This is a genomic window from Alphaproteobacteria bacterium LSUCC0719, assembly GCA_040839025.1.
Classification (GTDB): domain Bacteria; phylum Pseudomonadota; class Alphaproteobacteria; order Puniceispirillales; family Puniceispirillaceae; genus UBA8309.
Genome location: JBFPJN010000001.1, coordinates 97088 through 117723, shown reverse-complemented (window position 1 = coordinate 117723; position 20636 = coordinate 97088). Strand labels below are relative to the sequence as shown.

Annotated in this window: 20 protein-coding genes; 6 read left to right on the top strand and 14 right to left on the bottom strand. The window is 60.4% G+C overall.

Features of this window, described 5'->3' with window-relative positions:
* Position 1: 1 nt before the first annotated feature.
* The 4 genes from AB3X55_00515 to AB3X55_00500 all read right to left on the bottom strand — a co-directional run bounded on the left by AB3X55_00515 (position 2) and on the right by AB3X55_00500 (position 4346).
* Positions 2-1078 carry an ABC transporter ATP-binding protein gene (locus tag AB3X55_00515; GenBank protein MEX0502059.1) on the bottom strand — a complete coding sequence of 359 codons (1077 nt, stop codon included), beginning with the start codon at positions 1076-1078 and terminating at the stop codon, positions 2-4.
* 11 nt (positions 1079-1089) lie between these two features.
* The gene (locus tag AB3X55_00510) at positions 1090-1962 is read right to left on the bottom strand and encodes a carbohydrate ABC transporter permease (protein ID MEX0502058.1); all 873 of its coding nucleotides are present in this window, start codon (positions 1960-1962) and stop codon (positions 1090-1092) included.
* An 8-nt stretch (positions 1963-1970) separates the two neighbouring features.
* Complete coding sequence (locus AB3X55_00505) at positions 1971-3002, bottom strand: carbohydrate ABC transporter permease (GenBank protein MEX0502057.1); 1032 nt, start codon at positions 3000-3002, stop codon at positions 1971-1973.
* A gap of 108 nt (positions 3003-3110) precedes the next feature.
* Complete coding sequence (locus AB3X55_00500) at positions 3111-4346, bottom strand: ABC transporter substrate-binding protein (protein ID MEX0502056.1); 1236 nt, start codon at positions 4344-4346, stop codon at positions 3111-3113.
* 296 nt (positions 4347-4642) lie between these two features.
* Here AB3X55_00500 and AB3X55_00495 point away from each other — a divergent pair, with 296 nt between their 5' ends.
* On the top strand, positions 4643-5686 hold the full coding sequence (locus tag AB3X55_00495; GenBank protein ID MEX0502055.1) for an ester cyclase: 1044 nt from the start codon (positions 4643-4645) through the stop codon (positions 5684-5686).
* 9 nt (positions 5687-5695) lie between these two features.
* On the opposite strand, the gene AB3X55_00490 is transcribed toward AB3X55_00495, so the two are convergent.
* On the bottom strand, positions 5696-6325 hold the full coding sequence (locus AB3X55_00490; GenBank protein MEX0502054.1) for an ATP-binding cassette domain-containing protein: 630 nt from the start codon (positions 6323-6325) through the stop codon (positions 5696-5698).
* Positions 6326-6460: 135 nt separating this feature from the next.
* Between AB3X55_00490 and AB3X55_00485 the strand changes: the two genes are divergently transcribed.
* The 4 genes from AB3X55_00485 to AB3X55_00470 all read left to right on the top strand — a co-directional run bounded on the left by AB3X55_00485 (position 6461) and on the right by AB3X55_00470 (position 11046).
* Positions 6461-7711 (top strand): ABC transporter substrate-binding protein, encoded by a 1251-nt coding sequence (locus AB3X55_00485; GenBank protein MEX0502053.1) that lies wholly within the window; start codon positions 6461-6463, stop codon positions 7709-7711.
* A 65-nt stretch (positions 7712-7776) separates the two neighbouring features.
* A complete protein-coding gene (locus tag AB3X55_00480; protein ID MEX0502052.1) occupies positions 7777-9444 on the top strand; it encodes an ABC transporter permease in 1668 nt (555 codons plus the stop codon).
* A gap of 42 nt (positions 9445-9486) precedes the next feature.
* On the top strand, positions 9487-10155 hold the full coding sequence (locus AB3X55_00475; GenBank protein ID MEX0502051.1) for a GDSL-type esterase/lipase family protein: 669 nt from the start codon (positions 9487-9489) through the stop codon (positions 10153-10155).
* 3 nt (positions 10156-10158) lie between these two features.
* Complete coding sequence (locus tag AB3X55_00470; protein MEX0502050.1) at positions 10159-11046, top strand: DMT family transporter; 888 nt, start codon at positions 10159-10161, stop codon at positions 11044-11046.
* Here AB3X55_00470 and AB3X55_00465 read toward each other — a convergent pair.
* From AB3X55_00465 to hflX, 5 genes are all read right to left on the bottom strand, one after another.
* Positions 11022-11699, bottom strand: coding sequence for a DUF1028 domain-containing protein (locus AB3X55_00465; protein MEX0502049.1), 678 nt, complete (start codon positions 11697-11699; stop codon positions 11022-11024). The two genes, AB3X55_00470 and AB3X55_00465, sit on opposite strands and share 25 nt — an antisense overlap.
* 27 nt (positions 11700-11726) lie before the next feature.
* Complete coding sequence (locus AB3X55_00460; protein MEX0502048.1) at positions 11727-12866, bottom strand: aromatic ring-hydroxylating dioxygenase subunit alpha; 1140 nt, start codon at positions 12864-12866, stop codon at positions 11727-11729.
* Between the two features lie 3 nt (positions 12867-12869).
* On the bottom strand, positions 12870-13292 hold the full coding sequence (locus AB3X55_00455) for a RidA family protein (GenBank protein MEX0502047.1): 423 nt from the start codon (positions 13290-13292) through the stop codon (positions 12870-12872).
* 3 nt (positions 13293-13295) lie between these two features.
* The gene (locus AB3X55_00450; protein MEX0502046.1) at positions 13296-14171 is read right to left on the bottom strand and encodes an aminotransferase class IV; all 876 of its coding nucleotides are present in this window, start codon (positions 14169-14171) and stop codon (positions 13296-13298) included.
* A 93-nt stretch (positions 14172-14264) separates the two neighbouring features.
* Positions 14265-15506 carry a GTPase HflX gene (gene hflX / locus AB3X55_00445; protein ID MEX0502045.1) on the bottom strand — a complete coding sequence of 414 codons (1242 nt, stop codon included), beginning with the start codon at positions 15504-15506 and terminating at the stop codon, positions 14265-14267.
* Positions 15507-15742: 236 nt separating this feature from the next.
* On the opposite strand from hflX, the gene AB3X55_00440 reads away from it, so the two are divergent.
* The gene (locus AB3X55_00440; protein MEX0502044.1) at positions 15743-16480 is read left to right on the top strand and encodes an SDR family oxidoreductase; all 738 of its coding nucleotides are present in this window, start codon (positions 15743-15745) and stop codon (positions 16478-16480) included.
* A 37-nt stretch (positions 16481-16517) separates the two neighbouring features.
* Here AB3X55_00440 and cysQ read toward each other — a convergent pair whose 3' ends face one another.
* The 4 genes from cysQ to hpaH all read right to left on the bottom strand — a co-directional run bounded on the left by cysQ (position 16518) and on the right by hpaH (position 20627).
* Positions 16518-17306 (bottom strand): 3'(2'),5'-bisphosphate nucleotidase CysQ, encoded by a 789-nt coding sequence (gene cysQ / locus AB3X55_00435; GenBank protein ID MEX0502043.1) that lies wholly within the window; start codon positions 17304-17306, stop codon positions 16518-16520.
* 35 nt (positions 17307-17341) lie between these two features.
* Positions 17342-18868, bottom strand: coding sequence for an FAD-binding domain-containing protein (locus AB3X55_00430; GenBank protein ID MEX0502042.1), 1527 nt, complete (start codon positions 18866-18868; stop codon positions 17342-17344).
* Between the two features lie 130 nt (positions 18869-18998).
* Entirely contained in the window at positions 18999-19769 is a 771-nt protein-coding gene (locus AB3X55_00425) for an aldolase/citrate lyase family protein (GenBank protein MEX0502041.1), read from the bottom strand.
* Positions 19770-19823: 54 nt separating this feature from the next.
* Entirely contained in the window at positions 19824-20627 is an 804-nt protein-coding gene (gene hpaH, locus AB3X55_00420) for a 2-oxo-hept-4-ene-1,7-dioate hydratase (GenBank protein MEX0502040.1), read from the bottom strand.
* Positions 20628-20636: the final 9 nt, after the last annotated feature.

Genomic DNA, 20636 nt, shown 5'->3' with positions numbered 1-20636 from the left:
ATCACACACCCTCCAGACGTCGCCCGTCGGCCGCATCAAACAGATGACAGGCCGCCCCGGGCAAGGTGATATGCACCTCATCGCCGATCCTGGTGCGAAATTCCTTGTGCGCCTTCACAGCGACCATCGAGTCACCGGCCCGCACCGTGACCATGGTTGCATCACCAAGAAGTTCCATCGCATAGACCGGTGCCGATATAACGCCGGTCGAGGTCGTCAAACGCGGTTTGCCGGTGGTCGAGATGGCGGCATCCTCGGCACGGAAACCAAGCGTCACCGGACCCTCGGCACCCTTCAGCCCTTTCACCGAAATGTTGGCTGCCTCGAAGGCCCCTCCCGTCAGGCTGCCGGCAACAAGGTTCATCGCCGGGTTACCGATGAAACCGGCCACAAATATGTTCGCCGGCCTGTCATAGATCTCGGTCGGGCTGCCAACCTGCTGGACGATACCGCGGTTCATGACCACGACGCGGTCGGCAAGGGTCATCGCTTCAATCTGGTCGTGCGTGACATAGATCGTGGTGACCTTCAGTTCGTGATGCAGGTGCTTGATCTGGGCACGGGTCGACACCCGAAGCTTGGCATCGAGGTTGGACAGCGGCTCATCCATCAGAAAGACATTCGGCTCGCGGACGATGGCGCGTGCCAGCGCCACCCGCTGCCGCTGGCCTCCGGACAGCGCGGCCGGGCGGCGGTGTAGAAACTCGGTCAGCTCGACCATCGCCGCCGCGCGGCGCACACGTTCATCATGTGTTGCCGGATCGACCTTGCGAACCTTCAACGGAAAGCGGATATTCTCGTAGACATCCATATTCGGATACAGGCCATAGGACTGGAACACCATCGCGATGTCGCGATCCTTCGGTTCAAGGCCATTGACCACCTGCCCGTCGATTTCGACCTCACCCTCGGTGATCTCCTCAAGCCCGGCAACCATCCGCATCGTCGTCGTCTTGCCACAGCCCGAAGGGCCCAGAAGGACGAGAAATTCCTGATCGGCAATATCCAGGTTGAAGGTATCGACAGCGACGAAGTCCCCCCACCTCTTGGTCAGATTTTTCAGCCGGATACCTGCCATATCGAGCCCCTTTATCCCTTGACCGCGCCGGCGGTAAGCCCGCTGACGATCTGGCGCTGGAAGAACATCACCAGCACGAAAAGCGGTGCCGTCGCCGAAACGACCGCGGCCACCGCATACATTACATTTCCCTGTTCCTGAGCGTTGCCGAGGAAACTGGCAATCTTTGGCACCATTGTGCGGTTTTCCTCGGTCAGCAGCAGACCTGTCAGCGCAAAATCATTGTAAGCAAGAAGGAAGCTGAACAGCCCTGTTGTAATCACCCCCGGCCACATCACCGGAATGATGACATAACGGAACGCCTGAAAGCGCGTGCAGCCGTCAACCATCGCGCTTTCATCCAGATCCTTGGGGATGTTCTGGAAAAAGGAATGCAGCATCCACAGGGTGAAAGGCTGGTTGATGGCCACCATCACGATGATCGTGGTTGTCAGATGCCCCCACAGATTCAACTCGAAGAAGGGAAGAAGATAGCCGGACACAAGCGTGATATGCGGCATCGCGCGGAACACCAGCGCGATGATCAGAATCCAGAACGCATACCGGAATCCGGACCGTGACAGCGCATAGCCACCAAGCGTGCCAAGTGTCAGCGAGATCGCGACCACCGACAAGGTCATGATGCCGGTGTTGATCGTCGCTTTCCAGAATTTCTCCTTCACCCAGGCACCTTCATAGCCAAGGCCGGTTGAGCTGGCGCCCGTCTCGGCAAGAGTACGAATGCCGAACAGAGCATTGCGCCAGTCCTGCCGCGAGAAGAAATCCGCCTCTACCTTGAAGCTTCCCCACAATGTCCAGAGGAACGGAACCGAGGCCAGCGCCAGCCACAAAACCAGAAAGCCAAGGCTCAGTGTGTTCAGCCAGATGGGTGATTTTCGTGCCATGCGCCCCCCTATGCCGCCCGCCGGTTGGCGCGCCATGTACGCAACACGACGGGGGCCAGTAGAATGCAGACGCCGATGATGGTCAGCATCGATGTGGCGGCGGCAGATCCGAACAGCATCGCCCCGTCGCTGCCGCGCAGATCATTGTAGATGATCCATGACAGCGAGGTTGCGTTGGCCTGGGCATTGAAACCGATAATCGGCTCGAACACGCGGAAATTGTCCATTAGCTGGATCAGGGTTACAAACACCGCCAACGGCATCAGATGCGGGATCACGACATGGCGCACCCGCTGCCAGCGGCTGGCGCCGTCAATCATCGCGCTTTCCAGAGTGTCCTGCGGCACCGTCTGCAGACCGGCATAGAAGACCACAAAGGCGAAGGGCGCCGAATGCCAGATGCCATAGACGATCAGGGTCAGCCAGGTCAGCGTTGTCGATGCCTTCAGTGACAGATCGGGATTGTCGAAAAGAAGCTGCAATGTCGCGCCAATGATGCCCTTTGAATCAATCATCCAGAACAGGACGAGCGAGCCGATCAGCGGTGTTACAATCATCGGCAACAACGAGAAAAAGATCGTTGGCCCCTTGAACATTCCGGGGATCCGGTTGACCGCAAGCGCAATGACAAAGCCGAGGATGATCACCAGCGGCGTGACAATGAAGGTATAGGTCAGCGTAAAGGCGAGCGCCTTGTAGAATGGCAGATTGAGGACACGGCCGAGAAAGTCCGCCGGACCTGTCGCCTCGGCCAGGGCAAGACCGATTTCATCGAACGCAAGATGGTTGCGGTTTGTATAGGTACCAAGGCCATTGAACCGGCCAAGAGGCTCGTCAGCGCGAAGCTGTGCCGTGGCTTCGGGATTCACCACCTCGACGGTCTTGCATCCAAACGGACCGCAATTCTCGACCGTCTCGATCACCTGCTCATGCGAAATGAACATCGACTGCATCCCCACCGACATGATCGGCAGGGCGATAAACAGGATCATCGCCAGCGCCGACGGCCAGATGAAGCTGATGAATGTGCGATGCGGCATGCGGCTAGTCCAATGAAGCGGGCCAATGATGCGGGTGAATACTAAAAGGCTTTCGATCAGGAAATGGACCGGGAGCGCAGGGCACTCCCGGTCACAAGGATATGAGGCCTAGAGGAAGCCTTTTTCGGTGGCAGCAGCCACATAGGCAGCCTCGATATCGGCAAGCGCCTGCTCTGCGCTTTCCTTACCCTGCAGGAAATCGGCAAGCTCGGCGCCAATGGCACCATGCATTGCGCCCATATAGGGAAGCATCGGGTATGGCGAGGCACCGCCAACGGCAGAGTCGACAACGCCTTTACCGGCAGGCCGTGGCTTTGCGCCAGCGATCAGCCAGTTGGCGGCATCAGCATTGCTGGCTGCCATCGCTGGCGAGATGCCGTTCATCACGGCAAGGAACGACGCCTCAGCGTCGGCCGCAGATGCGTTCTTGGCAATGGCAAAGCCGTCCCACCACAGCGTTGTAGCCGGAATCGAGCCACCGGATACGGTTGGCGCAGCGGCAAACATGGTGTTGCTCTCGATTTCGGCGGTCGATCCCTCACCATCGGTGACCGCACCGGCGCGTGAACCCCACAGGTTGGTCATTGCGACATTGCCGGCTTCCCATTCGGCCTGCACGGCGTTCGAGTCGTGGGTCAGGTAATCCGGGTTCATATATTCGGTCAGCGCCTTCATCATGTTCAGGGTGGCCACACCCTTGGCATTGTTGATTGCCGGCTGTGCCGAGCCAGGCTTGAAGAATTCACCGCCATGGCCAAGATACATGTTCACGAACTCTTCACCGAGGTTCCAGCCCGCCTTGTAGGTGCCGGCGATCGGATATTCCATCAGGCCCTTTTCACGGATCCGCTTTGCTGCCGCCAGCACACCTTCATAGGTGCCGGGCACATCAACGCCAGCCGCATCAAGGATGTCCTTGCGGTAAAACAGGTGCTGGGCGTTGGCCATGAAGGCCACGGCCATTACCTTGCCGTCGATGGTGATCTTCTGCATGTCCTGAATGCCGCCGCCATGTTTGGCGATCAGGCCGTCCAGAGGCTGTGCCAGACCGTCATTCATTACCGCCACAAGGGTGCTGTTGGTGACATGCGAGGCAGTGAACTCAGGCGGGTTGGCGGTAAAGGCCGCCACGATCAGATCCTTGTGGTCCTTGTTCAGGTTGACGGTAACGCTGGCACCGCCGCCGTCACAGGCAGTCGCCGCCGCGGCAATGGCCTGTGACGCCGGAAAGTCATTTGCAAGAAGCTTCGCCGAGCCCGACGCGATGCCGCAACCGGCATAGGCTGTCGACGCGCCAGCAAGCACGAAGGCCGCGGAAACGGCAAGTTTGGAAACCATATTCATCATGTTCCTCCTAGAACTCAATGTTGTGACGTTGTCGTTATGACGGTGTCGGGCCCCTGCATGAACGGGCACCAAGCCCAACAGGCACCCATCATGCCCCAGCACGTCCGGTCAGAGCGGATTTTCCTGAAGCGGGATTCCTGTTCTGGACAAGCTTTGAATACGTATGCAAATTTGTAAAGTCCTTTTCTGGCAAGCTGTCCATTCGGCGTGTCACAAGGGCACCGCTTTTCGTTGACAGGCCCGCGATCACGGCCCTTCAATCAGCACGCACAATGTCTATCAAGGACCAGACCATGCCTGTTCAGATGCCGGACGCCGACATTATCTCTTTCAAGACCCAGGCCTATGAAACGCTTCACAATCTGGCTTCGGGGCGCTGCTCGGTTTCGGATGTTTATCATGCCGATGCCAAATATTGGGGCAGCCACCCGATCAATGAAATTGCCGGCCTCGATGCCATCGAGGATGTATGGACAAAACTGCGACATGCCATGCCGGATCTTGAACGGCGCGACAGCATCTTCACCGGCGGGATCAGCAAGCCTGACCCGCGCATGCCGGCGGATGTTGCGGGACGCCAGCTTGTTGCCAGCATGGGCGTGATCCAGGGTACGATGACAGGCGACCTGTTCGACATTCCGGCGACAAACGGGGTTGTCCATCTTCGCGTCTGCGAAGTGCATCATCTGCGTGACGGGCGAATCGCGCACAGCTATGTGCTGTTCGATTTTCTGGATCTGATGCGTCAGGCCGACGTCTGGCCGATAGCCCCTTCGCTGGGGGCCGAGGGGATGTGGCCTGCGCCGACGACACCGGGCGTCCGGGTAACGGAAAACGACCAGCTGGCGGGCCAGCACGCAATTGATATCGTTCTTGGGATGCATCAGGCGCTTGGCACCTTTGACGGAAAATCGGTGCATTCAATGGATCATGGTGATGCCTGGACCAGAGATTTCCTGTGGTATGGGCCGTCCGGCATTGGCAGCACCCGCGGCATGGCCGGGTTCCAGCAGCACCATCAGATCCCGTTTCTGATCGCATACCCGGACCGTCAGGGGGCAGGTCATTATGTGCGGATCGCCGATGCCAATTTTGTTGTGACGGGGGGCTGGCCTTCGGTTCGCGGAACGCATCTTGGCGAGTGGCTTGGCCTGCCGCCGACAGGCCGCAAGGTTGATATGCGGGTGATGGATTTCTACCATCTTGTTGATGGCCGCATTCACGAAAACTGGGTGCCAATCGACATCATCCACATCATGCTGCAGATGGGTGTCGACGTCTTTGCACGCCTGCGCCACCTCCGCGGTGCCGCGCCAACCGACCTGCCACAGACATGACCGTCGGCGTCAGCTGGCAAACCTGATTGGCGGACCGTCCGCCAGCACCGCGTCGGCAGCATCATGACTGACCAGAAGCGCCGGAATTTGCCGTTGATGAATCTGCGCGCGGACAAACATGCCAAAGCCGTGCCGCAATTCAGGATCAAGAGCCGAAAAGGCCTCGTCCATCAGCAGCGCCTGCGGCTCGGCAAGAAGCGTTCGCATCAATGCCACTCGCGCGGCCTGACCACCGGACAGTGAGGCTGGATCACGATCGGCAAATCCCGCCAATTCGGCCACTTCGAGCGCCGCGCGAACCTGCGCTGCCCGATCGCGCCGATGACGCGCCGCAAGGCCAAAAGCCAGATTGTCACCAACCGACATATGCGGGAACAGAAGCGCGTCCTGGAACATCAGACCGATGCCCCGCTGTTCGGCCGGCAGAAGGGATATATCCACCCCGTTCAGCGTGATCTCGCCCGTCCAGTGGACAGCCGCGTTGCCAACCCCGGCAATCAGCGCAAGAAGCGTTGATTTTCCGCACCCGCTTGGCCCCTGGACAAGCCGCAACTCGCCACCCCCGATGGAAATGTCCAGCCCGTCGATCAGGGATGGCTGGCCATCATAGGCAAGTGTCAGGTCACGCAGCTGCAGCATAGTGGGGATCCCGGAACATGATTGCGCGAGACTATAGCCCGCGATGGCCAAGCTATGCTAGGTCGGAGCAAGAGATGATCATACAGATAGATGATCATCACAACCCTTGATCCAGAGCGTCCAATGACACAGCCCATGAGACCGTTCCGCACGGTCCGCCACATCATCGCCCTGTCGATGGCCGTACTGATGGCACTGGCCACGACACTGGCCACGGCGCTGTCCGGCCCGGCACTTGCCGGGGAGCGTGATTTTGCACAGACACTGGCGGCGGCACGCGGTCAGACGGTCTATTTCAACGCCTGGGGCGGCGACGACAAGATCAATGACTACATTGCCTGGGCTGGCGAGGAACTGGCGAAGCGACATGGCATCACCCTGAAACATGTGAAGCTGAGTGACACCGCGGCGGCGGTTTCCCGCATTCTGGCAGAACAGGCGGCCGGGCGAAGCGCCGGTGGCTCGATCGACCTGCTATGGGTCAATGGCGAGAATTTCGCCGCCCTGAAACAGAATAATCTGCTGCAGGACACAGCCTGGGCGGACTCGCTGCCGTCCTGGCAATATACCGATGCGGAGTCCCTGCCCGCCATCAGGCTTGATTTTGCCGTGCCGACCGACGGTCTGGAATCACCGTGGGGCCGGGCACAGCTCGTCTTTGCCCATGACAGCAACCGTCTGGCCTCGCCGCCACGCAATGCCGCCGAGCTGGCAACCTATATCAACAGCACCCCCGGCCGGTTCACCTATCCACAGCCACCCGATTTTGTCGGCCTGTCCTTTCTGAAACAGATCCTGATCGAAACGGCGGAAGATACCACACCTTTCTATCAGCCGGTCGACAGCGCGTTGTTCGACCAGGTGAGCGAGCCGCTGTGGCGCTGGCTGGACAGCGTAACGCCGAATTTGTGGCGTGGCGGACGGGCCTATCCTGCGAATTATCCCCTGCAGCGCCAGCTATTGGCCGATGGTGAAGTCGATATCACCATCGCCTTCAACCCGGCAGACGCCTCCTCGGCCATCGAGCGGGGCGAGTTGCCGGACAGCGTGCGCACCTACATCCATGACACCGGGACCATCGCGAACGTCCATTTCCTGGCGATACCGTTCAATGCGACCGCTTCCGAGGCAGCGCAGGTCGTTGCCGATTTCCTGCTGTCGCCGGAAGCGCAGATCCGCAAAGCCGATCCGGCCATCTGGGGCGATCCGACAGTGCTTGCCATGCACCGCCTGTCCGCAAAGGACCTGGCCGGCTTCATGGCCCTGCCGCAGGGCGTGGCCACATTGTCCGAGGCCGACCTTGCCAGAACGCTGGCCGAACCGCACCCATCCTGGATGAAGGCCATCGAGGCCGAATGGCGCCGCCGTTATGCCAGTGGTGACTGACAGCTGATGGCAAGGTCCATTGCGGCACTGACAGCTTTACCCCAATGAGTGCGGGACGGCACATCATGGCCGGCATATTGGCGGTGGCAACCGCACTGCCGGTGAGCCTTGGCATCATCGCGGTGGCGGCCCCGGCGATCGGCCTGTTTCCGGCGCTTGGCTTCGTGTCACCATCGCTGGAACCTGCCGCCATATTCCTGTCCACACCGGGGCTTGGGCCGGCAATACTGACCTCGCTTGCCACCGGATTCGGCGCGACCCTGCTTGCCCTTCTGTTCAGCTTTGCGCTTGTCATAACCTTTGAATCGGCCCGCGATACAAGATGGCTCCGGCGTCTTGCCGGCCCCCTGATCGCCGTTCCCCACAGCGCCGTCGCCATTGGCGTGCTGTTCCTGCTGGCACCGTCCGGCTGGCTGATGCGGCTGGTCTCGCCCGGACTGACCGGCTTTGAACGGCCACCACTCTGGGCGCTTGTTCCCGACGGCAGCGGGGCTGTGCTGTGTCTGGGACTTCTGGTCAAGGAAGTGCCGTTTCTGGTGCTTGTCAGCCTTGCCGCGCTGGCCACCCTGCCGGTCCGGCGTCTGCTGGCGACAGGCATGTCGCTTGGATATGAAAGATCGGCAAGCTGGATCTATCTTGTGCTGCCGTTGGTCTATCGCCGGATCAGGCTGCCGGTCTTTGCCGTGCTTGTCTTCAGCCTGTCCGTCGTCGACATGCCGCGCCTGCTTGGCCCGATGCTGCCACCGCCGCTTGCCGTGCTGATTGTGCAGGGATTCGAGAATGACGAGCTTGTGGCACGGCTGCCAGCTTCGTTCGGCGCGCTGGTCCAGATTGCGGTCACAGCGGTATCGCTGCTGATCTGGTGTGCCGGTGAATCTCTGTGCCGCCTTGCGATGGCCGGCATGCGGCGTCGCGGATACCGCCTTGCCGGGCTGCAGGGGTGGGTCAGGGCCTGCGCTGCCATGGCGACAGTGCCGGTTGCCATTGGTGGTGCCGGACTGATCGCGGCGGCGCTCTGGTCGGTGGCCGGACCGTGGTTCTTTCCGGCAGCACTGCCCGATATGCTGACATTCCGGTTCTGGATGCGGATCGACAGCCTCGCGCCGGCGCTGACAGCCAGCCTCGTCATCGCCGCTGCCGCATCATGTTTTGCTGTGGCTCTGGCCTTGCTGGCGATCGAGTTTGCCCGTGTCCGGGGCCGGATCGGAATCTGGCAGATCTGGATCCTTGCGCCCATCCTGCTGCCACAGGCTGGATTTGTTCCCGGCCTGCAGACGGTACTGACAATGGCATGGCTTGAAGGCACATGGCTGGCCATGATCTGGATGCACACGCTGTTTATCCTTCCCTATGCCTGGCTGATCCTGGCACCGGCGGCAGACACGCTGGACAGGCGGCACGATCATGTTGCGGCAAGCCTTGGTGCCGGCGCATGGCGGCGTTACAGACGCGTAACCCTGCCGATGCTGACACCTGCCATCATCACCACCTTGTTTGTCGGCATTTGCGTTTCGGTGGCGCTGTATCTGCCAAGCCTGTTTGCCGGTGCCGGACGGATCACCACAATGACACTTGAAGCGGTGGCACTTGCTTCTGGTGGCAGCCGGGCCATGGCCGGTGTCGCCACAATGCTGCAACTGCTGATACCGATACTGGGTTTTGCCATGCTTCAGACGCTGCATCGAACGACCTATGGGCGCTTTGCCGGACTGCGTGCAGGCGGCTTGCATTGACCGGCCATCGCGCGCACTCTTCTTCAGCAGGACGAATGATGAATGGACCGCACCTTGCGTATTCTTGTTTACGGCGATTCAAACAGCTGGGGTTATCTTGACGACGAGTCCGGGCACCGGCATCCGGACCGCTGGCCGGTGGTGATGGCGCGAACCCTTCACCAGGCCGGCATCGAGGTCGAGCTGGTCGAGGAATGCCTTCCCGGTCGCACAACAAATATCGATGACCCGCAGGAAGGCGCCTGGTGCAATGGACGCACCCCGCTGCGCGCGATCCTGCTGTCGCAGCAACCGCTTGATCATGTCCTGATCATGCTTGGCACGAATGACTTGAAAACCCGCTTTGGCCGCGATGCAGCGGCAATCACCGATGGGGTGATATCGCTTGTCGCCATCGCGCGTGAAACCGCGTCAGGCCCCGGCGGATGGCACAGCCAGACCATGTCACCGGTGACAGTTATCTGCCCACCGGAACTAGGCGAACGGGTCGATGATCCGGCATGGCTGCGGCATCGCGAGTGGCTTGGGGGACGCGCAACCTCGCAGACATTGCCAGACACCCTGAAACAGGCATGCCTGGCTGCCGGGGTGGGATTCATCGACGGCAATCTGTATGCGGTATCATCATCGACCGATCCGATCCACTGGAGCGGCGACACCCATATCGCCTTCGGGACAGGCATTGCCAACGACATCCTGAACGCCAGCTGATCCATGCTCTACAGGGTCATTCTTCCACTTGTGTTTGTCGGGCTGTGGTCGTCGGCGTTCGTGACCGCCAAGGTGGGTGTTCAATACGCCACACCATTTGCCATGCTTATGCTGCGGTTTGGCATTGTCAGCTGTCTTTTCGGGCTGATCATGCTGCTGGCAAAGCTGTGGCGCAAAGCGCCGCAAGCCATGCCGGACAAGCCTGTCATCGCGCTGACCGCCCTTGTCGGCCTGCTTCTTCACGGGATCTATCTTGGCAGTGTGTTTTTTGCCCTGACCCGCGGGCTGCCGGCCGGCATTGCGGCGCTCATCGTGTCGCTGCAACCACTTCTTGCCTCTGGACTGGCGATCATTCTGTTTGATGAAAAGCTGCGCCCCGTCCAGATCATCGGCATGCTGGCCGGCATTGTCGGCGTTGTTCTGGTGCTGCTGCCAAAAATGGCCGGTGCCATGCCGATGATTGGCCTTGTGTCCGTGACCATAGGTCTTGGCGCGGTAACCGGTGGCACCCTACTGCAGAAAAAGATCGGTGGCAGGATCGATCTGCTGACAGGCAATCTGATCCAGTCAGCTGCCGCCACGCTGTTTTTTCTGCTGATCTGCGCGACCATCGAACCACCGGTGATAGACTGGCAGCCCCCATTCCTGATGGCACTTGCCTGGCTTGTCCTGATGGTGTCGATGGGGGCCTATCTGATCCTGATGGTGATGATCCGGCGCGACAGCATGGCGGCTGTGTCGTCGCTGATGTTTCTGGTGCCACCGGTCACAGCGATCATTGCCGCCATCGGTTTTGACGAACCGCTGACCCTGCCGGGGATCATCGGATTCTGCGTGACCAGCGCCGGCGTCTATCTTGTGACCCGCTATTCGTCCCCTGGCACGCCATAGCTTGGCGCAGCGCCGGGATCCAGTGCCCGCAGGCTGTAGGCGTCCATCTGCGGCTCATAGTCCCGCCACAGCGCGCGAAGAACCCTGCCGGGGCAGTCCTCGGTCCAGTCGACCCGCAGATCGACAAGCGGCCAGCTCTGTTCATGCGCGACAAGCAGCGCCGCCGAATGGGTTGGCCCCTCTTCGCCGCCAGCGGCAATGCCCGCCTCCAGCGCCACCAGCAGACGTTCACCAAGATGCAGGCTTTCACCTGACTCAAAGCTGGCAATCATCGCTGATGGCACAGTGGTCGTCGCCAGCAGATTGCCTGCGGCGATGCAGCCCTGCCCGGTTGCCACGGCATTGGTGCCAAGGATTTCCCCGCCGGTGAAGTGACCCACATTTCCCGACAGATCGACAGCCGCCACCTGGCGGAACTGCGCGTGCGGCCTGTTATCCATGACCGTTGCAACCGCTTCCGCCGCACCCATACCAGCAGCCATCAGGTGCAACACTTCCGGACCGATGGACGGATCGGTGACATTCTGTGTTGTTACCGCGCCGGCGCCGGCCCGGACATGCGGGCAGCGACTGCCAACGGCGATGCTGGAGGTGGTAATGGCAATGCCCACCATATTGGTACGGGCGCAATGGCCGACAATCGAAAATGTCATGCTGGCCTGCCCCCCAGCATCAGCTGACTAGTCACAGAGCTGGCGCGCCAGATACTGCGCGAATTCATGGTTGCTGCGCTCAAGCCAGCTGAGTGGACCCGGCGCGCCAAGCGGTGATCCGGCACCGTTGAATATGCCCTCGACAACATGCCGGTCCTCGACCTGGACTTTGTCGAGAAATGCCTTTGTCGCGGCAAGATAGGCCTCACGGTCCGGCTCTCCGGCAAGCTTTTCAGGCGCGATGGCGGCACCGTAGCGGATGCGGGTCCGGGCCGGCCCGTCAGGCTGCAGCGACAGATACCAGAGATGGTCCGGGGCCAGAACATACATGTGGCTTGGAAAGACTGTCGGCATGACCGATGTATAGCGCCACACGCCTTCAAGGCTTGTATTATCATCATGCGCGCGGCCAACCGGCGCGCCGTCACTCTTTGTAAAGAACTGGCAGGTGAACCCGTCAAAGGCACCACGTTCGTCAAAGGTGTTCTCCTCAACCGAATAATGCGCCCCGACAGTGCTGCGGTGCGCCACCGGAAGATGATAGCTCTCCATGAAATTTTCGGTCAGGCACTTCCAGTTTGTATCCCAGACATGCTCTTCGCTGAAAATGGTGACGTAATCCTGCTGATTGTAACGCTCGATCAGCGGGGTCAGCGCGGCAAGCTGGTCGGCGACAGACGGAATCCCTGCGGCCAGCGTGACATAGATCCAGCCCTGAAACACCTCGCACCGCACCTGCGCAAGAGCCAGATCATCGCGGGCAAAGCAATCGGTCCTGTCCATGTGCGGCGCGGCGACCAACCGGCCCGTAATGTCATAGGTCCAGGCATGATAGGGGCAGGTGAATTTGCGCGTTGTGCCACGCCCCTCGACAAGACGCATCATCCGATGCCGACATACATTGGCGCGGGCATGGATCTGGCCATCCGCGCCGCGAATGATGATCACCGGCTGCGGCCCCAGTTCAAACGTCATATAGTCGCCGGTCGATGGCAGTTCGTCGGCCCTGCCGGCACACAGCCAGCTCTGCGCAAAGATACGCTTTTGTTCCAGGTCATGGATTTCCGGGAGGACATAGATATCCTTGGGCGGCGCGGTGGCCTCGGCAAGGGGGCGTGCCGCCAATGCCTTCAACTGATCCAGTATCGGGGCAACCACCGTCGTCATGGCTCAGCTCTCGTCATCCGGAATGACGGCTGTCACTTCGATCTCGACCACCCATTCCGGGCGCGCCAGTGCCGGGACAACAAGTCCGGTCGAACAGGGATGAACGCCTTTCAGCCATTTGCCCATCTCCCGATAGACCGCCTCGCGATAGCGAATGTCGGTCAGATAGACAACGATCCGGCAGACATGATCAAGGCAGCTTCCGGATTCCTCGAGCAGCGTGCTGATATTCTGCATCGCCCTTTCGGTTTGCCGGGCGGCATCGCCAATATGAAGTGACTCGCCGCTGTCCAGATCCTGACCGACTTGGCCACGAAGGAACACCATCGTTCCCCGCGCCACGACCGCCTGTGCAAGATCATTGTCCAGATTCTGTTCCGGATAGGTCTGTTTGGTATTGAAGGGACGGATGCGTTTATGTGCCATCGGTCATTCTCCAGCGGCCATCGCCTGTGACGGAAATTCCTGCCGCGCCAGTTCAAGATACGAGCTTCGCAGCGCTGCCGTTATCGGCCCAACGCCACCATCACCGATCCTGGTATCGTCGATCTGGCCAACCGGAAGCACATAGATCGACGAGGCGGTGATGAAGGCCTCGTCAGCGGCAAGCGCCTGATCAAGTGTGAACATCTCCTCGCGGATACGAAGCTGGTGCGTCTCGGCAACCCGCAGCATGGTCTGGCGGGTGATGCCGTGAAGAATGTCGTTGCTGACCGGGCGCACAAAAAGCTCGCGATCCTTGATGAAGAAAAAGCTTGATGACCCGGCCTCGGTCACAAAACCGTCGGGGGCGATCATCAGGGCCTCATAGGCACCGGCCCGGCTTGCCGCCTGTTTGGCCATAACCTGGCCAAGAAGATTGGTTGATTTGATGTCCCGGCGGGCCCAGCGGATATCCGGCGTCGTTGCCAGCTTTACCGGCTTTGCCGGCGCATCAGCGGCAAATTTCTCCTTCTGGGTGAAGGCAAAGACATTCGGCACATAATCGGCATCATACAGGTAACTGCGGTCCCGTTCCCCGCGCGTGACCTGAAGATACATGAATCCTTCAACAGCACCGTTCACCTCGATCAGCTGCATCATCGCCGCGAACAATGCGTCGCGCGCCATCGGTGACGGAATCTCAAGCTCGCCAAGCGACCGGTCCAGCCTGTCCATATGATATGTGAAATCCACAAGCTGCGAGTCGAGGATGCCAAACCCTTCATACACGGAGTCCGCAAAGAGAAGCCCCCGGTCGAAGATTGAGATTTTGGCCTCATTCTCTGGAATAAACTCGCCATTCAGGAAAACTGTTCTGTCCATCAACCTGCTCTGCCACTGTCACGCTATTGCACTCTTCGCACGCTATCGCGTTTCAGAAAACTTGCAAACCACTGTTGCACGTCGCGATGCGAATTATGCGCCTGCCAGAGCCGGCCAGCGGGCCCTGAACCGCGACCAGTCGGCCTCATCCATCGCCACGTTGATGGTTTCATCACCGCTGTCGGCCATTTCGGCCAGACGCACATCGCCGCGGTCGAAAAGCCAGGCTCGCGCCGCGCCGTCAGCTGGCCCGACGACAACGCTGGACAGCACACGCCCGGCACCAAGTCGGTCATCAATGGCCTGAAGCAGGCTCGCGATGCCCCGGCCATTCAGGGCCGAGGTGAAACATCCGCCTGCAAACATATTGCCAAGCATCTCGGTGCGGGCATCGTCCGCGTCCAGCAGATCAGCCTTGTTCATCACCGGCAGGATCCGGTCTGTCTGCGCCTCGTCATCAAGTCCCAGATCGGCCAGCACCTCGCGGACATCGCCGGCTTCCTCGGCAACCAGCGGCGATGCCGTATCATGGACATGAAGCAGCAGATCGGCCTGCACCACCTCTTCCAGTGTACTCTTGAACGCCTCGACAAGTTCGGTTGGCAGCTGACTGATAAACCCTACCGTATCGGCCAGAACAATCTGCCGGCCCGACGGCAGCGTGATGGCACGCATGGTCGGATCGAGGGTGGCGAACAGCATATCCTTGCTCAGAACGCCGGCACCGGTCATCCGGTTGAACAGGGTCGATTTGCCAGCGTTGGTATAGCCGATCAGCGCCACTGTCGGCACCTCGCCTCGCGAACGATTGCCACGCTGCAGGTGGCGCGTCCGCTCGACCTCCTTCAGCTCCTTGCGGATCCGGACAACGCGATCCATCAGCATTCGTCGATCAAGTTCGATCTGGCGCTCGCCGGGACCGCCAAGGAAACCACCGCCGCCACGCTGGCGTTCAAGGTGGGTCCAGCTTCGTACCAGACGCGACCGCTGAAAGGTCAGCGCGGCAAGTTCAACCTGAAGCCGGCCAGCATGGGTCTGGGCGCGGGCACCGAAAATTTCGAGGATCAGCGCGGTTCTGTCGATAACCTTGCATTTAGTCGCTGTTTCCAGATTACGCTGCTGCACCGGGCTGAGGCCTGTATTCACAATGATGACGGGCGGATCATCCTCGTCGATCCGGTCGGCAAGCCTGTCGACATAGCCGCTGCCAAGAAAGGTGCCGGCACGCGGCTTGTGAAGCGATACCGTCTCGGCAAGGGTCACCGTGAGCCCGATGGCCGCAACAAGCTGCACCGCCTCGTCAAGCATTGCCTCGGCACCTCGCGGCAGCGGCATGCTGCGCACCTCCGGGTGAATGACGAATGCCGTTGGTATTCCCACTGCTGTCCTGTCTGGCCTGTATGTGTGGCCTGTCTGTGTGGCCTGTATGTGTGGCCTGTATGAAATGAATGAGATGACAGGCTAGAGGTATGAAACTCTGCGGTGTTTCGCAAGCATGTATCGCGGCAAGTCACTGATGGACGGTCGGCGCCATGCCTCCTATCATACTGGCCTGACAGAAAGGGCCCACCATGACCAAGACCATTATCATCACCGGCGCCGGGCGCGGCATTGGCGCAGCAACAGCCGCAACGTTTCTTGAGGCCGGCTATCGGGTCGGCCTGATCGGACGCAATGAAGACACGCTTGTCAGCACAGCCAGCAATCATCCGAATGCCCTGGTGCTGCCCTGTGACGTCGGTGTGCCGGCCGAGGTCGAGGCAAGTTTTGCGGCCGCGTTCGAGGCATGGGGACGGATCGACGTTCTGTTCAACAATGCCGGACGAGGCAGCCCCGCACGGACCATTGACGAGACGGATATCGATGACTGGCTGGATGTGGTGCGGATCAATCTGACCGGATCGTTCCTGTGCGCCCGTGCGGCCTTTGGCATCATGCGCGGACAAAAACCGCAAGGCGGGCGGATCATCAATAACGGGTCCATCTCGGCACATGTGCCGCGGCCTGGCTCATGCCCCTACACAGCAACCAAACATGGCATCACCGGACTGACCCGCACCCTGTCGCTGGATGGCAGACCGTTTGACATTGTGTGTGGACAGATCGATATCGGCAATGCGCTGACCGAGATGGCGATGCCAATGACAACCGGCGTACCACAGCCCGACGGGTCAATCAGGGCCGAGGCCACGATGGATGTGGCGCATGTCGCGTCCTCGGTATTGCATATGGCCGAAATGCCTCTGGACGCGAATGTCCAGTTCATGACCGTGATGGCCCCGAAGATGCCCTTTATCGGACGCGGGTGACAGACATCAACCCTGACCGATCCCCGCGCCGGTCAATCTAGACTTTCCGGCCGGTATATCCGGCATAGGCGACAAACGGCGTGTTCCTGAATTCCGGCTTTCCATAGGCAAAGTCGGACCCGTCGAGAAACGCAACACGCCCGCCTGCCGCCAGCAAAACCGCCTCGCCGGCCGCGGTGTCCCATTCCATTGTCGGCCCAAAGCGCGGATAGACATCCGCCTCGCCAGCTGCCAGAAGCCCGAATTTCACACTGGAACCGGTGGCGATGGTGTTGCTGATCCCGTGGCTTTCAAGCCAGGCATTTGTCTGCGGATCGCGATGCGACCGGCTGGCCACGGCAAGCGGCCCGTCATCGGGAACCTCGCGCACCTCGAGCGAGCGCGTCTTTCCCCCGGACTCTTCCCACGCACCGCGGCCAACAACGCCGGCAAAGAACCTGTCCAGCGCCGGCGCATGAACGATGCCGCAGGCCGGCCTTCGGTCTATCACCAGACCGATATTGACAGTAAAGGCACCGTTTCCATCGGGCCTCAGGAATTCGCGGGTACCATCGATCGGATCAACAAGGAAAAAGGCACGCGGCGGGGTGATCGCGTGGCTTGCCGCATTTTCCTCCGACACCACGGGAATGTCGGGCGCGTGTCTGGACAGGGCCGCGAGAAGAATTGCCTCAGCGGCCTCGTCGGCCTCGCTGACGGGGGATCCATCCGACTTCGTCCGCGCCACCACACCGCGCCGGTGGATCTCCATGATCGTGTCGCCGGCTTCCCGGACCGATGCACCAAGGGTGGTCAACAGGTCTGTCATCTGGTCTGGGGAAAGCATGGCTCACTCCTATGCTGGCGGTGCAGACTAGTGCCTTAGAGATCAAGTTCCAACTGGTTCCGGTGGGTGGGTGCCGGCGACATCCGACGGCCGGCCCCGCGATCCGACACAAAATGACGACCACCACGGCTGCCATGTTTTTCGACCACGATAGCGGCTTCACTGGCATGCGCTCCGGATTTGCGAAGCGCGAACATGGCCGCCGCCGCCGCACGTCTGGCACGCCGCTCGTCGACAAGCGGCGCCGGATAGTCAGGGGCAACAGCCGGCTTCAACCAGGGTGTATGGATCAGGCTGGTTGGCATCGCCGCAAGTTCCGGCACCCATTGCCGGATGAAAACACCGTCAGGGTCCTGATCCTGGGACTGCTTGATCGGGTTGTAGATGCGGATTGTGTTGATGCCGGTAATCCCGGACTGCATCTGACACTGGCTGTAGTGAATGCCGGGTTCGTAATCGGTAAACTGCCGCGCCAGATAAAGCGCCGGCGTACGCCAGTCCAGCCACAGATGATAGGCGGCAAAGCTCATCACCATCGCCCGCATGCGGAATGTCAGCCAGCCAGTCGCCGCAAGATAGCGCATGCACGCATCGACAAGCGGATAGCCTGTCCGCCCGGCCTGCCATGCGGCCTGAAACGCGGCGGCATCGGCATGCGATTTGTCCAGATCGCGATAGGCGGAATGAAAGGGACGAAATTCAACGGTGGGTTCGTCTTCAAGCTTCTGCATGAAATGGCAATGCCAGTGGAGACGGCTGTTGAAACTCTTCAGGGATTGTTTCCAGCCACGCCGATCCGCAGGCGGGCGCGTATCGAGATCCTCCGCCTGCTGGCGTGCGGCCTGCCACACCTCGCGCATCGATATTGTGCCAAAGGCCAGATAGGGTGACAGGCGTGAACATTGCGCCGGTGCCGTGACCGGCGATGACATGGCGGCGCGATAGCCCTGTCCGCGATGTGACAGAAAGCTGGCAAGACATTCCAGACCAGCCTGACGCCCTCCCGGCTGGCGCTGCGGACAGCTATCCATCGCGAGGCCAAACCGCAGCGGGTCGGGCCATTCATCACTGTCGAGTTGAACCGGCTGCAGACCAAGCGGCGCCGGAATGGCCGGTTCAGCCATCATCGCATCCCATCTGCCCGCCCAACCGCGACGCGAGGCCATGCGGCGATGAACACCGAACTGCATGTCTTCGACAATCCGGATGCCAGACGCCCGCGCCCAGGCGCGCACCCGTCGGTCGCGCTCATAGGTCCAGCCATTCCAGGTTTCCTGATGCGTCCGGATGGTGATTACGGAATGGCGGGCACATAATGCGGCAAGAATTTCAACCGCGTCGCCGACGCGACGAACAAGCCGTTGCCCAAGCAATCCCAGATCGCGATCGAGATCAGCAAGGGATTCGGCAAGAAACTCGTAATGCCGCTGGGCCATGTCCGGTTGCCGCCACAGATCAGGTTCGAGGATATAGAGCGGGATCACAGGTCCGGCAGCCGCCGCGGCGGCAAGCGGCGCATGGTCGTGGAGCCTCAGGTCACGTTTGAACCAGACTATTTCCACACTGTTCCCCTTCTGTACCTGCCCCAAAGCAGATAGAGGGGGTACAGGCCGGCGTCAACGCCGGCACCGCTTTACCGGACCAAATGCCGCATCGCCGGGACCGGGCAATTGCGCCAGCCGGTAGAGCAGTCTAACGGGGCTTCATCTCGGTAGCGATGGCGCGAAGGCTTCGCGCCAGCGTGGTGGCGTCAATCGCAACGGCGACGAAATCCACACCGCGATCCAGATAGCCGCGAGCCGCCACCGGATCGAGCGCCATGATCCCGGATGCCTTGTCAGACGCGGCAATCCTGTCAAGTGCCGCGTCAATAGCACCGGCAACCTCCGGCGCACCGGGATTTCCGATATGGCCAAGATTGGCGCTGAGGTCGGACGGGCCGATAAAGATACCATCGACACCCTCGACCGCGATCAGATCGTCAATGGCGTCGAGACCGGCGCGATTTTCAACCTGAACCACAAGGCACATCTCGTCATTTGCCGTGGTCAGATAATCGGCATGGGCCGAAAACCCCGTGGCCCGCGCCCCGGCCCCGCCGACACCGCGAACACCATGTGGCGGATAGCGCATGGCACGCACCAGCATTTCCGCCTGATCACCGCTTTCAACCATCGGCACAATCAGCGTCTGGCACCCAAGATCCAGAATCTGCTTGATCACATGCGTCTCGCCAATGGCCGGGCGCACCGCTGCCGGTGTGCCATAGCCGGCAATGGCCTGAAGCTGGGCAAGAACCGACGGCAGGTCGTTCGGTGAATGTTCGGTATCGATCAGCAGCCAGTCAAAATCGGCGGTGGCGGCGATTTCAGCGGCGATGGCGGTACCCTGGGTCAGCCAGCATCCGATCGTCTGGCGTCCCTCTTGCAATGACTGTTTGAACAAATTGACCGGCGCTGCCATACGGCCTCTCCTGTTAACTGCATCTCGGCTGTCCGGGCAGCCGCTGTTGAACAACTATTCGAAATCGATCCGGACCGTGCCGAAGGGGCCATAATCCGCAACAAACCTGTCACCATGACGTGCCTCTATCGGTCGCACAAAACTTCCCGACAACACAACATCGCCGGCACGAAGACCTTCGCCATAATGGGCCAGTCGATGGACAAGCCACGCTATGCTGAGAACCGGGTCATTCAGAACCCCGGCACCAAGGCCTGTTTCCTCAACCTCGTCATTGCGCGCCACGATCGCGCCAACCCACCGCAGATCGGCATCGTCAATCCGATGCGTCCTGTCGCCAAGAACGATCCCGGCATTGGCCGCATTGTCCGAAATCGTATCCAGTATGCTGCGCTGCGCCCCGGTCTCGGGATCGGCGCGATAGATGCGGGTGTCAAGAATCTCCAGCGCCGGTGCCACATGATCGGTCGCCGCGATTACATCATCCGGCGTAACTTCGTCTCCGGCAAGATCACGGCTCATGATGAAGGCAATCTCGGCTTCGATCCGCGGTTCGATGAAGCGGTCGCCCGGCACGGTGCCGGCATGGTCGAAAAACATATCCTCGAACAGGATTCCGCTGTCCGGAATGTCGATATTCAGCGCATATTGCATGGCCTTTGACGTCAAGCCGATCTTCCAGCCACGGACGGTACCGCCGGCCGCCAGCTTGTGCCTGACAAAGGCCGCCTGAACGGCATAGGCGTCATCCATGTCCATGCCCGGATGGACTGCCGAAATCAGGCGGGTCTGGGTTCTGTCACGTTCGGCAAGGAACAGGGTTTCGCCGGCACTGGCAACCTGATCATCTGTCATCACTGGCACGGG

Bases quoted from the DNA above. Each gene is read 5' to 3' on its own strand.
- AB3X55_00515 (MEX0502059.1), bottom strand. From the start codon at position 1,078: ATGGCAGGTATCCGGCTGAAAAATCTGACCAAGAGGTGGGGGGACTTC.
- AB3X55_00510 (MEX0502058.1), bottom strand. From the start codon at position 1,962: ATGGCACGAAAATCACCCATCTGGCTGAACACACTGAGCCTTGGCTTT.
- AB3X55_00505 (MEX0502057.1), bottom strand. From the start codon at position 3,002: ATGCCGCATCGCACATTCATCAGCTTCATCTGGCCGTCGGCGCTGGCG.
- AB3X55_00500 (MEX0502056.1), bottom strand. From the start codon at position 4,346: ATGAATATGGTTTCCAAACTTGCCGTTTCCGCGGCCTTCGTGCTTGCT.
- AB3X55_00495 (MEX0502055.1), top strand. From the start codon at position 4,643: ATGCCTGTTCAGATGCCGGACGCCGACATTATCTCTTTCAAGACCCAG.
- AB3X55_00490 (MEX0502054.1), bottom strand. From the start codon at position 6,325: ATGCTGCAGCTGCGTGACCTGACACTTGCCTATGATGGCCAGCCATCC.
- AB3X55_00485 (MEX0502053.1), top strand. From the start codon at position 6,461: ATGAGACCGTTCCGCACGGTCCGCCACATCATCGCCCTGTCGATGGCC.
- AB3X55_00480 (MEX0502052.1), top strand. From the start codon at position 7,777: ATGGCCGGCATATTGGCGGTGGCAACCGCACTGCCGGTGAGCCTTGGC.
- AB3X55_00475 (MEX0502051.1), top strand. From the start codon at position 9,487: ATGGACCGCACCTTGCGTATTCTTGTTTACGGCGATTCAAACAGCTGG.
- AB3X55_00470 (MEX0502050.1), top strand. From the start codon at position 10,159: ATGCTCTACAGGGTCATTCTTCCACTTGTGTTTGTCGGGCTGTGGTCG.
- AB3X55_00465 (MEX0502049.1), bottom strand. From the start codon at position 11,699: ATGACATTTTCGATTGTCGGCCATTGCGCCCGTACCAATATGGTGGGC.
- AB3X55_00460 (MEX0502048.1), bottom strand. From the start codon at position 12,866: ATGACGACGGTGGTTGCCCCGATACTGGATCAGTTGAAGGCATTGGCG.
- AB3X55_00455 (MEX0502047.1), bottom strand. From the start codon at position 13,292: ATGGCACATAAACGCATCCGTCCCTTCAATACCAAACAGACCTATCCG.
- AB3X55_00450 (MEX0502046.1), bottom strand. From the start codon at position 14,171: ATGGACAGAACAGTTTTCCTGAATGGCGAGTTTATTCCAGAGAATGAG.
- hflX (MEX0502045.1), bottom strand. From the start codon at position 15,506: ATGCCGCTGCCGCGAGGTGCCGAGGCAATGCTTGACGAGGCGGTGCAG.
- AB3X55_00440 (MEX0502044.1), top strand. From the start codon at position 15,743: ATGACCAAGACCATTATCATCACCGGCGCCGGGCGCGGCATTGGCGCA.
- cysQ (MEX0502043.1), bottom strand. From the start codon at position 17,306: ATGCTTTCCCCAGACCAGATGACAGACCTGTTGACCACCCTTGGTGCA.
- AB3X55_00425 (MEX0502041.1), bottom strand. From the start codon at position 19,769: ATGGCAGCGCCGGTCAATTTGTTCAAACAGTCATTGCAAGAGGGACGC.